Origin of the sequence: Streptomyces sp. NPDC047042, from assembly GCF_040644035.1 — a bacterium.
GTDB lineage: Bacteria > Actinomycetota > Actinomycetes > Streptomycetales > Streptomycetaceae > Streptomyces.
On record NZ_JBEYVP010000012.1, the window covers coordinates 1 to 12,454 of the forward strand.

The 12,454-nt window shown below is 67.9% G+C and carries 10 protein-coding genes; 1 reads left to right on the forward strand and 9 read right to left on the reverse strand.

The window, feature by feature from the left end; genetic code table 11:
* Positions 1-106: 106 nt before the first annotated feature.
* Positions 107-1,177 carry a hypothetical protein gene (locus ABZ855_RS15675; protein WP_360806951.1) on the reverse strand — a complete coding sequence of 357 codons (1,071 nt, stop codon included), beginning with the start codon at positions 1,175-1,177 and terminating at the stop codon, positions 107-109.
* A 92-nt stretch (positions 1,178-1,269) separates the two neighbouring features.
* Between ABZ855_RS15675 and ABZ855_RS15680 the strand changes: the two genes are divergently transcribed.
* Positions 1,270-1,647, forward strand: a complete 378-nt coding sequence (locus ABZ855_RS15680) for an NTP pyrophosphohydrolase (protein ID WP_360806952.1) — start codon at positions 1,270-1,272, stop codon at positions 1,645-1,647.
* A 62-nt stretch (positions 1,648-1,709) separates the two neighbouring features.
* On the opposite strand, the gene ABZ855_RS15685 is transcribed toward ABZ855_RS15680, so the two are convergent.
* The 8 genes from ABZ855_RS15685 to ABZ855_RS15720 all read right to left on the reverse strand — a co-directional run bounded on the left by ABZ855_RS15685 (position 1,710) and on the right by ABZ855_RS15720 (position 12,398).
* Positions 1,710-3,215 carry an amino acid permease gene (locus ABZ855_RS15685; RefSeq protein WP_360806954.1) on the reverse strand — a complete coding sequence of 502 codons (1,506 nt, stop codon included), beginning with the start codon at positions 3,213-3,215 and terminating at the stop codon, positions 1,710-1,712.
* A 145-nt stretch (positions 3,216-3,360) separates the two neighbouring features.
* On the reverse strand, positions 3,361-5,286 hold the full coding sequence (gene dxs / locus ABZ855_RS15690) for a 1-deoxy-D-xylulose-5-phosphate synthase (RefSeq protein WP_360806956.1): 1,926 nt from the start codon (positions 5,284-5,286) through the stop codon (positions 3,361-3,363).
* A 261-nt stretch (positions 5,287-5,547) separates the two neighbouring features.
* Positions 5,548-6,867 carry a sugar ABC transporter permease gene (locus ABZ855_RS15695; RefSeq protein ID WP_360806958.1) on the reverse strand — a complete coding sequence of 440 codons (1,320 nt, stop codon included), beginning with the start codon at positions 6,865-6,867 and terminating at the stop codon, positions 5,548-5,550.
* Entirely contained in the window at positions 6,864-7,655 is a 792-nt protein-coding gene (locus tag ABZ855_RS15700; RefSeq protein WP_360806960.1) for an ATP-binding cassette domain-containing protein, read from the reverse strand. The genes ABZ855_RS15695 and ABZ855_RS15700 overlap by 4 nt, the downstream gene beginning before the upstream one ends.
* 262 nt (positions 7,656-7,917) lie before the next feature.
* A complete protein-coding gene (locus ABZ855_RS15705) occupies positions 7,918-9,024 on the reverse strand; it encodes a substrate-binding domain-containing protein (RefSeq protein ID WP_360806962.1) in 1,107 nt (368 codons plus the stop codon).
* A 122-nt stretch (positions 9,025-9,146) separates the two neighbouring features.
* Positions 9,147-10,346, reverse strand: coding sequence for an ROK family transcriptional regulator (locus tag ABZ855_RS15710; RefSeq protein WP_360806964.1), 1,200 nt, complete (start codon positions 10,344-10,346; stop codon positions 9,147-9,149).
* 193 nt (positions 10,347-10,539) lie between these two features.
* A complete protein-coding gene (locus ABZ855_RS15715) occupies positions 10,540-11,466 on the reverse strand; it encodes a carbohydrate ABC transporter permease (protein ID WP_360806966.1) in 927 nt (308 codons plus the stop codon).
* Between the two features lie 5 nt (positions 11,467-11,471).
* Positions 11,472-12,398 carry a sugar ABC transporter permease gene (locus tag ABZ855_RS15720; RefSeq protein ID WP_360806968.1) on the reverse strand — a complete coding sequence of 309 codons (927 nt, stop codon included), beginning with the start codon at positions 12,396-12,398 and terminating at the stop codon, positions 11,472-11,474.
* Positions 12,399-12,454: the final 56 nt, after the last annotated feature.

Genomic DNA, 12,454 nt, shown 5'->3' on the forward strand with positions numbered 1-12,454 from the left:
CGTCCGGCGTTTGAGGACGAGGCCGTTCAGGCCGAAGCGGGGGTCTGGGGGCGGCAGCCCCCAGGGATGGGACGGGTAGGGGCGGCGGGGGCGAGAGAGCTGCCCTCTACACCGTTTCCCACGCCTCCAGGGCCAGCCCAGGCTCGTTCTTTCGGCGGGACACCCTCAGGTTTCCGGCGCCCGGTGACGTCGTCGCCGCGACCACCTTGCCGTCCGCGTCCTCCGAGAGGGACACCCGTGCGTCCAGCGGCAGTTGGGGCCCCGACTCCGTCCACCACGCCCCCGCCGACTCCTGCTCGGTGGGATACGCGGCAAAGGCCACCCGCCCACTCGCCGACCGCTGGGCCAGCAACGTGCAGTCGACCCCGTCCAGGGTGCAGCGGATCACCGAGACCGGGCCGGGGCCGGCCCCCGGCAGCAGTTCGATCGGCTCGCTGCCCGCACGCCACACACAGACCGTGTCCGCCTCGTCCAGGTAGAACAGGCTCACGTGCTCCTCGGACGTGGCGACCGCCCGCAGGCTGCCAGGACGGGCCGACGCCTTCAGCGGGGCCTCGTCGAGCTCCGGGATGTGGCCGGGCCCGCGCTGCGTCCAGCGCAGGATGCCGTGCGGCGAGTTGCCGTACAGCTCGACGCGTCCGGAGGCACGCGTGACAGCCGTCAACTGCTCTTCCACGTCCTCGCCCTTGAGGTCCCGCCAGGGGCCCCAGCCGCCCTTCTCCTTCTGGCCGCGCATGCTGACACCGCCCACGGCGTTCCGTACGAACACATGGGCGCGCCCCTCCGCGTCGACGGCGACCGCAGGTACGCCGGTCCAGTCGCCCTTCTCGTTCGGGTGGCCCAGGCGCGTCCAGTCGAGGGCCGCGAGGGCGGGCCGGAAGTGCGTGGTGTGGACGAGGCCCGCCTCGCCGCGCACCGTGGGCCGCCATGTCGCCAAGTGGGCGTACTGGTCGGCGCCTTGGCCGACGCCGAGCATGGGATGCACACGCAGGTCTCCGCCGATGCGTCTGGGTGGGAGCCAGGGCCCGCCGGGCCGGGACTCCGCGCGGCAGACGATCTCGTCTCCCACGGCGTCGTACGTACTCAGCCGGCCGTCGCGACCCCGTATGAGCCAGTCACCGTTGACCGATTCGGGGCGCCCCGCGGCCGCGTTGGCGGAAGGAGGAACAATGGGCACTGGACCACTTTAGTGTGCTCTTACCTTCGTCGCGCCCCCAGGCCCCCTTATCCGGTACCTGGGATTCCGGTGCCGCGTGCGACCCTGAACCCATGGATGCCCCGCTGCTTGTGATCGTCGACGGCGCGAATGTCGTCGGCTCGGTTCCCGACGGCTGGTGGCGGGACCGGCACGGGGCCGCCGAACGCCTGCGGGACCGGCTGGTGGCGTACGCGGAGGGCGGACTGCCGGGCCGCACAGGGCCGTTGGAGATCGTCCTGGTGGTCGAGGGCGCCGCCCGTGGAGTGACGTCGGTCGCGGGCGTACGGGTCGTGCCGGCGCCCGGCAGCGGGGACGACCGGATGGTCGAGCTGGTCGCCGAGGCCGGGGACCGGGACGTTCTCGTCGTCACCGCCGATCGTGAACTGCGGCGGAGGGTCGGTGAGTTGGGCGCCGAGTGCACCGGTCCCCGTACGGTCAGGGGCGGTTAGGGGGCGGATGGGACGCCGACCTGCCGTACGGGGCCGATGGTCAACTCAGCTGAAGGGCCTGGTCAGTTGGTGCCTGTCTTCGCCGCCGGCTCCTCCTCGCGGCCGAGGCGGCTGTGGGAACGGCCATAGAGGAAGTACACGCCGAACCCGATGGCCATCCAGACGCCGAACCGCAGCCAGGTCTCGGTGGGCAGGTTGAGCATCAGCCACAGCGAGGCCAGTACCGACAGGATCGGCAGGACCGGCACCCAGGGGGTACGGAAGGACCGGTGCAGGTCGGGGCGGGTCCTGCGGAGGATGATCACGCTGATCGCGACGATGATGAAGGCGAACAGCGTGCCGATGTTCACCAGTTCACCGAGCGTCTCGAGACTGGTGAAGCCCGAGACGATCGCGATGATCACGCCGAGCAGGATGGTCGGCCGGTACGGCGTCCTGAAGCGCGGGTGGGTGTGCGAGAAGAACCGCGGCAGCAGCCCGTCGCGGCTCATCGCGAAGAACACGCGGGTCTGGCCGAGAAGCAGGATCATGCAGACGGTGATGAGTCCGATCGTGGCGCCGAAGCTGATCACACCCGCGAACCAGGGGTGTCCCGTGGACTTGAATGCCTCCGCGAGCGGGGCGGTCACGGACAGCTTCGTGTACTTCAGCATGCCGGTGACGACGATCGAGACAGCGACGTAGAGGGTGGTGCAGATCAGGAGTGAACCGAGGATGCCCCGGGGCATGTCGCGCTGCGGGTTGCGGGTCTCCTCGGCGGCCGTGGCCACCACGTCGAAACCGATGAACGCGAAGAACACGATCGAGGCACCGGTGAAGATGCCCATCACACCGAAGTTGGACGGTGCCCAGCCGAAGATCAGCTGAATCAGCGGGGCCTTGAGACTGCTCCCGGCCGGCACGGATTCGGCGGGAGGGATGAACGGGTCGTAGTTGGCGGACTTGACGATGAACGCCCCGGCGATGATCACGATGAGCACGACGGTCACCTTGATCGCCACGACCACCGTGGTGACCCGCGCGGACAGCTTCATACCGAGGACGAGCACACAGGTGAGGGCCAGGACCAGTAGCGCGGCGAAGAGGTCGAAGCCGAAGCCCGACGCACCGTCCCGGCCACCGAGCACCTCGGGAACCTGCCAGCCGAGGTTGTTGTCCAGGAACGACCGGAAGTAGCCGGACCAGCCCACCGCGACCACAGCCGTGCCCAGCGCGAACTCCAGGACCAGGTCCCAGCCGATGATCCAGGCGGGCAGCTCACCGATGGAGGCGTACGAGAAGGTGTACGCGGATCCCGCCACCGGGACCGTGGAGGCGAACTCCGCGTAGCAGAGGGCGGCGAGGGCGCAGACGACGCCCGCCACGACGAACGACAGGGAGATCGCCGGGCCGGAACTCAGCTTGGCGACCGAGCCCGTGTAGACGAAGATCCCGGTACCGATGATGACGCCGACGCCGAAGACCGTCAGGTCCAGCGCGGACAGGGATTTCTTGAGCGCGTGCTCCGGTTCCTCGGTGTCACGGATGGATTGTTCGACCTTCTTCGTTCTGAAGACGGTGCTGCTCACGGGTGTACCTCCCACGCTGTGTCGTCCCGGCAATGATCGGGAGGGGGCGTGGAGCGCCTGCCCCGACGCGAGGGATTTCACGCCAATGGGCCGGTCCCACCACCGTAAAGGGTGGGGAAACCGGCCCATCGGGGTTGCTCTGCGGTCAGTCGCGGGCGGGCTCCACCGAGTCGACCTCGGCCTGCTCGAACCGTCCGTCGATCTTGGAGACGAGCCCGGTGACCTGGCGGGCGATGTCCGGTGCGGTCAGCCCGATCTCCGCCATGACCTCGGCCCGGGAGGCGTGGTCGAGGAAGCGCGGCGGGATACCGAAGTCGCGCAGCGGTACGTCGACCCCGGCGTCCCGCAGTGCCTGTGCGACGGCCGAACCGACGCCGCCCACGCGGGAGTTGTCCTCGACCGTGACGACCACGCGGTGCCGCTCGGCGAGCGGGGCCATGGCCTCGTCGACCGGCTTCACCCAGCGGGGGTCGACGACGGTGGTCGAGATGCCCTGCTGGTCGAGCAGTCCGGCGATCTCGAGGCACATCGGCGCCAGCGCGCCCACGGAGACGAGGAGCACGTCGGGGGTGTCGGTGCCGGGCTCGCGCAGTACGTCCATGCCGCCGACGCGTCCCACGGCGGGTACGGCGGGGCCGACGGCGCCCTTCGAGAAGCGGACCACGGTCGGCGCGTCCTCGACCTGGACGGCCTCGCGGAGCTGGGCGCGGACCTGGTCGGCGTCGCGCGGGGCGGCGAGCCTCAGACCCGGGACGACTTGGAGGATCGACATGTCCCACATCCCGTTGTGGGAGGCGCCGTCGGTGCCGGTGACGCCGGCCCGGTCGAGCACGAAGGTCACGCCGCACTTGTGCAGCGCCACGTCCATGAGGACCTGGTCGAAGGCCCGGTTCAGGAAGGTGGCGTACACCGCGAAGACGGGGTGCACTCCCCCGGTGGCGAGCCCGGCCGCAGAGACGGCGCCGTGCTGCTCGGCGATGCCGACGTCGTAGATGCGGTCGGGGAAGGCGTCCGCGAACTTCTTCAGGCCGACGGGCTGGAGCATCGCGGCCGTGATGGCGACGATGTCCTCGCGCTCCCGGCCCAGTTCGACCATCTCGTCGCCGAACACGGAGGTCCAGTCGGCGCCCGAGGCCTTGACCGGCAGGCCGGTGTCGGGGTGGATGGGGCCGATGCCGTGGAAGCGGTCGGCCTCGTCCTGGAGGGCGGGCTGGTAGCCGCGGCCCTTCTCGGTGAGACAGTGCACGATGACGGGTCCGCCGAAGCGCTTGGCGCGGGCGAGCGCCGACTCCAGCGCCTCGATGTCGTGGCCGTCGATGGGGCCGACGTACTTGAGGCCGAGGTCCTCGAACATGCCCTGCGGGGCGATGAAGTCCTTGAGGCCCTTCTTGGCGCCGTGCAGGGTCTCGTACAGCGGTCTGCCGACGACCGGGGTCCGCTCCAGCAGGTCCTTGCCCTTGGCGAGGAACCGCTCGTAGCCGTCCGTCGTGCGCAGGGTGGCCAGGTGGTTGGCGAGGCCGCCGATGGTGGGCGCGTACGAACGTTCGTTGTCGTTGACGACGATGACCAGCGGGCGGTCCTTGGCGTCGGCGATGTTGTTCAGCGCCTCCCAGGCCATTCCGCCGGTGAGCGCGCCGTCGCCGATGACGGCGACCACGTGGTGGTCGTCGCGCCCCAGCACCTGGTTGGACTTGGCGAGGCCGTCGGCCCAGCCCAGGACCGTCGAGGCGTGCGAGTTCTCGATGATGTCGTGCTCGGACTCGGCCTGCGAGGGGTAGCCGGAGAGGCCGCCCTTCATCTTGAGCCTGGAGAAGTCCTGACGGCCGGTGAGCAGCTTGTGGACGTAGGACTGGTGGCCCGTGTCCCACAGCACCTTGTCCTTGGGCGAGTCGAAGACCCGGTGCAGGGCGATGGTGAGCTCGACGACACCGAGGTTGGGGCCGAGGTGGCCGCCGGTCTTGGAGACCGCGTCGACGAGGAAGGTCCGGATCTCCTCGGCCAGCTGATCGAGCTGCTCCGGGCTGAGCCGGTCAAGATCGCGCGGTCCCGTGATGCGGGTCAGCAGCGGCACCCGTGCCTCCTTGCAGTAGAGCTGATCGAGCTTTCGCCGGGTGTGTCGAGTCTAGTGTTCCGCCTCAGCAACCGACGCCCGGCCTCCGCGCGATAGGTCACGCAATCGGCCGTACCCAACGAATGTGCCCGGTATCGCCATGCGATACCGGGCACATTTGTCTGAAAGGCCGCCGAAGGCGCCTTTCAGGGGCGCGGGGAACTGCGCGACAAGCCACAGCGGGCCGGCAGCAAAAAGACCACCCTCACCCCTACGGCGCCATCACGCTCGACCAGCCGCCTTCTGACTCTTACGCGACACCGAGTCGATGACAACCGCACCCAACAGCACCGCCCCAGTGATCATGTACTGGATCGACGTGTTCATGTTGAGCAGATCCAGACCCGTCTGGATCGACTGGATCACCAACATACCCAGCAGCGCCGACCACACCGTGCCCCGCCCACCGAACAGCGACGTCCCACCGATGACCGCCGCCGCGATGGCCAGCATCAGCGTGTTGCCGCCACCGGACGTCAGCGAAGCGCTCTGCGTCTGTCCGGCGAAGAACATGCCGCCGATCGCCGCGAACATGCCGGCGATCGCGAAGACCGCGATCCGGATCAGCGGGACGTTGATACCCGCACGCCGGGCCGCCTCGATGCCGCCGCCGACCGCGAAGACCTTGCGGCCGAACGTCGTACGCCGCAGCACGAAGTCCACGATCACCAGGCACGCGAGGAAGATCACCAGCGCGTTGGACACGCCGGAGGCGGAGTTCAGCACGTACGCCGCGACGAACGCGGCCACCGCGAGCGCACCGACGCGCAGCGCGATCTCGGCGTTGGTCCGGTAGGGCACTCCCGCGGCCTTGCGGCGGCGCTGCTCGATGAGCGATCCGGCGAGCAGGGAGGCGACTCCGAGGCCGGCCAGCAGGTAGGCGCCGATGATGGCCTGGTCCATGAAGAAGGACCGCTGCCCGAGCAGGTGCACCGGGCCGGTGTCGGGGATGTTGATGGTGCCGGTCGAGCCGAGCAGCCACAGCATCAGGCCGTTCCAGCCGAGGAAGCCGGCCAGGGTGACCACGAAGGCCGGTACGCCGAGCCTGGCGAAGAACCAGCCGTGCAGACAGCCGATACCGATGCCGATCGCGATGGTCATCAGCAGGGCGAGCCATACGTTCACCCCGTGGTTGACCACGAACACGGCGAACAGTGTGGACGCCAGGCCGCTGACGGAGGCGACGGACAGGTCGATCTCGCCGAGCAGCAGCACGAACACCAGGCCGATGGCGATCATGCCGGTGGCCGACAGGTAGAAGCTGATGTTGGACATGTTCTCGGCGCTGAGGAACCGGTCGTTCTTCAACTGGAAGATGGTCCAGATGACGATCAGGCCGACGACGACCGGCAGGGAGCCGATCTCGCCGCCCTTCACCTTGCGCTTGAACTCGGTCCAGTAGCCCTTCAGGCCCTCTTCGCGGACCAGCAGCCGCGGGTCGACGACCTGGACGGCCGCGGCCGTCGGGTCGTCGGCGGGGGCCACGGTGGCCTGGGTCTCGACCACGCCGTCCTTCTTCGTTGTCTTCGACGTGTCGCTCACTTCGCGGCCTCCGTGCTGCGACGGCCCGCACGACGGGTCACGGCGTTCTCCGTGGCCCCGGTGATGGCGGAGATGATCTCTTCCTGACTGGTGTCCTTCACGGAGAAGGAACCGTTGTTCCTGCCCAGGCGCAGCACGGCGACGGTGTCGGCGACCGCCTTGACATCGGCCATGTTGTGGCTGATGAGGATGACGCCGAGGTTGCGCTCGCGCAGCCGCTCGACCAGGTCGAGGACCTGTGCGGTCTGCTCGACACCGAGGGCGGCGGTGGGCTCGTCGAGGATGACGACCTTGGGGTCTCCGATGAGGGCGCGGGCGATGGCCACGACCTGGCGCTGACCGCCGGAGAGGCTCGCGATCGGGATGCGCACGCTGGGGATGCGGATGGAGAGCGTGCTCAGCAGTTCACGCGAGTTCTTCTCCATCGTGACCTCGTCGATGACGCCGCGCCGCAGCAGCTCGCGTCCGAGGTAGAGGTTGCCGACGACATCGAGGTTGTCGCACAGCGCGAGGTCCTGGTAGACCGTCGCGACGCCGAGTCCCTGGGCGTCGTGCGGCTTGTTGATGCTGACCGGGTTGCCCTCCCACTCGATGACGCCGTCATCGATGGGGTGCACACCGGCGATCGTCTTGACCAGGGTGGACTTTCCTGCGCCGTTGTCGCCGACGAGCGCGACCACTTCTCCGGCGTGGACCTCCAGTTCGACATCGGTGAGGGCCTGAACCGCACCGAATCGCTTGGAGACTCCGCGCAACGCCAACACGGGCGTAGCGGACACGTGAACCATCTCCTTCGCCGCCTGACCGGCGGGGATGCCGCGCTGTCAAAAGGCGCGGAGGGTTGTGCACAAGGCACTGGTTTACAAGGTGAACATGCGCGATTTCGCTGCCGATGGCAACGGGTTCCGTCCGACGCCCGTCCCGGCAGCGGGGTCTGAAGGCCGGGGCGGGCGTCGGACAGGTCTCGCGGACCGCCGGGCGGTCATGTCCGGGCGGGCGCCCGTGAGAGCGCCCGCCCGGTGCCGGCGGACTCCTTTGCGCGCTGCGCGCCTACTGAAGACCGGCGGACTTGCAGGCGGCGGCGAACTCGCCGGTGCAGATCTCGGCGACCGTGTACAGCTTGTCCTTGACCACGGTGTCCTTGATGTTGGCCTTGGTCAGCGCGACCGGGACCAGCAGGTTCGAGGGCACGCTGTCGCCGGAACCGCTGGTCTGCTTCGTGGTGGCGAGCGAGTCGATGCTCTTGCCCTCCAGCAGGGCGACGGCAAGCTCGGCGGCGCCGTCGGCCTCGGGCTTGTACGCCTTGTAGATCGTGCTGGCCTGGGTGCCGGCGAGGATCCGCTGGATGCTGCTGAGCTCGGCGTCCTGACCGGTCAGCGGGATCTTGCTGATGCCCGCGCCCTTGAGGACGGTGGCGATGCCGCCGGCCATGCCGTCGTTGGCCGAGTAGACGCCCGCGATGTTCTTGGCGCCCAGCTGAGTGATGGCGGCGGACATCTTCTGGGCGGCGACCTTGTCGTCCCAGTCGCCGGCCTGCTCGTAGGCGATGTCGACCTTGCCGTCGAGGACGCTGTGGGCGCCCTTCTTGAACAGCGCGGCGTTCGGGTCCGAGGCCAGACCGTTGATCATCACGACCTTGGCCTTCGGGGTGGCCTTGGCGCCCAGCGCGTCGAGGAGGGACTGGCCCTGGAGCTGGCCGACCTTCTCGTTGTCGAAGGAGATGTACGCGGAGACCGGACCCTGGGCCAGACGGTCGTACGCGACGACCTTGATGCCCTTGTCGACGGCGGCCTGGATCGAGGACTTGATCGCGGCGGAGTCGACGGCGCTGATCGCGATGACCTTGACGCCCTTGGTGATCATGCTGCTGACCTGCTGGGCCTGCGTGGCAGCGCTGCCCGCCGCGTTGGCGTACTCCAGCTTGCAGTCGGAACAGAGTTCCTTGACCTTGGCGTCGAAGTACGGCTTGTCGAACTTCGCGTACCGGGTGGTGACGCTGTCGGGCAGGAGCAGACCGATCGACTTGTCGCCGCCCGAGCTGGTCTTGCTGCCGCTGTCGGAGTCCTTGTCGTCGCCGGCCTTGCCACAGGCGGCCACGGCAAGGGCCATGGAAATCGCCGTGGTTCCGATAACGACTCTACGCATCATGGCGTTCATTCGGTGGTGCCTCCCTGACAGGGCCGCAACGCTGCGGCCGAGGTGGCTGGAAGTCAACTCGGCCACACGTGCGACGTCAAGAAGTAAATCCTTAACGGGTTGGCAACGGCTTTGTTCGTTCTCTAGGTGAACGCAGGAGTCGCTGTGGTCAGCGTGCCGTCCAAAAGGGTCGAATCACCCATCTCGCTCAGCGCGAGAGCGAGTGCTCCGAGCACCTCCGCACGGCCTCCAAGTGCCCCTGGAAGAACGGACAGTTGACGTGCCGCACTGGGGATCGCGTAGCGGCCGACAGACTCTCTTATCGGACCGAGCACCAGCTCACCGGCCTCGGCGAGATCACCGCCGAGGACCACCCTGCTCGGGTTCAGCAGATTGCAGAGATTGGCGACTCCACTGCCGATGTGACGGCCGACGTCGGCGATCACGCGACGACAGCCCGGGTCGCCGTCCCGCGCCAGCCGTACGACACCTTCCATGGTCAGGTCGGTCCCGTGGCTGGACTGGAGGAGCGGCAGCACATAGCGCGCCGCCGCGAATGTCTCCAGGCAGCCCCGGTTTCCGCAACGGCAGACGGGGCCGGATTCATCAAGAGTAATATGCCCGATTTCTCCCGCTGTGCCACCCGGGCCCCGATAGATCTTGCCGCTGATCACCAGTCCGGCGCCGACACCGCTCGCGACCTTGATGTACGCCAGGTCGCGCACCCCCCTGCCGCTGCCCCAGACCAGCTCACCGAGGGCGCCCAGGTTGGCGTCGTTGTCCACGTGCACCGGCACGCCGAGGCGCCCGCGCATCTCCTCGCCCGGCCTGGTGCCGATCCAGCCCGGCAGGATCGCGCTGGAGCCCAGGGTGCCCGACTCCCCGTCGATCGGACCGGGTACGCCCAGGCCCACCCCGGCGATCTTGGACCGGTCGACCTCCGTTGCTACGATCAGGCGACTGACCAGCTCTTCCGCCCGGTCGAAGCCCTGCGCGGCGGAGGCGTCGACGTCCAGCGGCTCGGACTCCTCGGCCAGCACCTGGTGGGCGAGGTTGCCTATGGCGACCCGCAGGTGCGTATGGCCGAAGTCGATGCCGATGACGATGCCGGCGTCGCCGCTCAGCGAGACCGCGCGGGCCCTGCGGCCACCCGCCGAGGTGGGGGTGACCTCGACCGTTCCGCCGTCCTTCAGTTCGCGCACGATGTTGGACACCGTGGCCGCGGACAGACCCGTGGTCCGGGCGATCTCGGCCTGCGTGAGCGACCCGGCGAGGCGCACGGCCCGTACGACCCGTTCCAGGTTGGCTCGGTGCAGTGACGACTGCGACCCCGGAGTCTCCACGACGACCTCCTGCGCGCCGGGACCGCTGCGATGAGGCCCCGTCCATGTCCAACTAGTGAACTCTAAGCTGAGCCGTTAGGGTCGCCTCCCGTCAAGAGGTTGAACCGCATCCGAGGTCTTGTACACATTGGGGCGCGCGTGCGCCGTTTGTGGCCCGCACACGCGCGTACGGCGGCTGAACGGAAGGTTCCGGTTATTTCAGCGCGCCCGCCGTGAGTCCGGCCACCACCTGCCGCTGGAAGATGATGTACGCGGCCAGCACCGGCAGCATCGCCATCACCAGTCCGGCGAAGAGCCCTGACCAGTCTCCCTTGTAACCCTGGCTGGCGGCCAGCTGAACGAGGCCCTGGGTGAGGACCCGTTTGTCGGGGTCGGTGTTGAGCACCGTCGGGAGCATGTACTGGTTCCACTGGCCGAGGAAGTTGAAGATGCCCACGCTGATCAGGCCGGGCTTGGCCATCGGCAGCATGATCTGGAAGAAGGTCCGGGAGTGCGAGGCGCCGTCGACGAAGGCCGCCTCCGCCACCGACGTCGGCAGGGTCCGGAAGAACGCGGTCAGGAAGAAGACCGTGAACGGCAGCGAGTAGGCGATGTAGACCAGGATCAGCCCGTGGATCGAGTTCAGCAGCCCCATGTTGTTCACGACGTAGAACAGCGGGACCAGCGCCAGCATGATCGGGAAGCTCATGCCGCCGATGAACAGGAAGTAGATGAACCGGTTGCCCGGGAAGTCGAAGCGGGCGAGGACGTATGCCGCCATCGAGCCGAGCACCAGGGTGCCGATGAGCGAACCGCCCACCACCAGGATGGTGTTGAGGAAGTAGTCGCTCATGTTGGCGTCGGTCCAGGCCCGCGCCCAGTTGTCGAAGTGCAGCTCGTCCGGCAGGGCCCAGGGCGAGCTGAAGATCGCGTTGTCGTCCTTGAAGGAGGTCATCACCGCCCACAGGAGCGGCATCACGACCATGAACGCCCACAGGACGAGCATGCCGTGCGAGAAGACGTTGAGTACCCTGCCCTCCTTCTTCTCCCGCGTCCGTGTGCCGGGGCCGTTCTCCTTGCGCACGGGCCCACCGGACTGCTGGACAACCGTCTCCGACGGTGTGCTGTCGGTCGTCTTCATATGTGTCAGTACTCCAGCCGCTCGCGCCGGCCCAGCCGCATCACGAGGGCCGCGAAGGCCAGCGTGACGACGAGCAGGGCGACCCCGATGGTGGTTGCGTAGGCGGCCTGACCGTCGCGGAAGGCCTTCTGGTACACGTACAGGACCATGACGGTCGTCGAGTAGTCCGGGCCGCCGGGCCCGGTCGTCATGATCTGGACGACCGCGAACGACTCGGCGCCCAGCGCGAGAATGCCCATGTAGACCCAGCCGGACTGCACGGTGTCCCACAGCAGCGGCAGGGTGATCCGGAAGAACGTGGTCGCCCGGCCCGCGCCGTCGAGCAGCGCGGCCTCGTAGAGGTCCGCCGGGATGGACGCCATGCCCGCGGAGAACAGCACCACGAAGAAGCCGACCGTCGACCAGACCAACACGGCCATCACGCACCACAGCGCGAGATCCGGGTCGCCCAGCCAGAGCGGCTGGACGCTGTCGAGGCCGATGCCGCGCAGCAGCGAGTTGATCGCTCCGCTCTCCGGGTTGTACGCGAAGGCGAACAGCAGCGCGACGATCGCGATCGACAGCACCTGCGGGAAGAAGTAGACGATTTTGTAGAACGAGGAACCGCGGACCCCGGAAATCAGCGGTCCGCCGCGGCGGCGCTTCCCGCCCACATTGATCATGAAGGCGAAGAACAGCGCCAGACTGATCGTCACCAGCGGCAGCACCAACGCGAACACGAGGCTGTGCTGCAACGACTTCCAGAAGATTTCGTCGTCGAACATCCTCTTGTAGTTGTCCAGGCCGACCATCTTGAATTCCGGGCTCAGCCCGGTCCAGTCCGTGAACGAGTAATAGATGGACTGGATGAACGGCCAGATGACGAAAAGTGCGTACAGCCCCAGAGGGACCGCGAGGAATCCCACGATGAAGCGGTACTTGCCGTGCTGCATTACCACAGACCCCGTTCCGTACGCGGGTGCCGCCGCTGGTGACAGATCATCGGCTT

What these genes read in the sequence shown, in the direction of transcription:
- ABZ855_RS15700 (WP_360806960.1), bottom strand. Translation starts at nt 7,655, where the DNA reads ATGGTTCACGTGTCCGCTACGCCCGTGTTGGCGTTGCGCGGAGTCTCC.
- ABZ855_RS15680 (WP_360806952.1), top strand. Translation starts at nt 1,270, where the DNA reads ATGGATGCCCCGCTGCTTGTGATCGTCGACGGCGCGAATGTCGTCGGC.
- ABZ855_RS15720 (WP_360806968.1), bottom strand. Translation starts at nt 12,398, where the DNA reads ATGCAGCACGGCAAGTACCGCTTCATCGTGGGATTCCTCGCGGTCCCT.
- ABZ855_RS15705 (WP_360806962.1), bottom strand. Translation starts at nt 9,024, where the DNA reads ATGAACGCCATGATGCGTAGAGTCGTTATCGGAACCACGGCGATTTCC.
- ABZ855_RS15715 (WP_360806966.1), bottom strand. Translation starts at nt 11,466, where the DNA reads ATGAAGACGACCGACAGCACACCGTCGGAGACGGTTGTCCAGCAGTCC.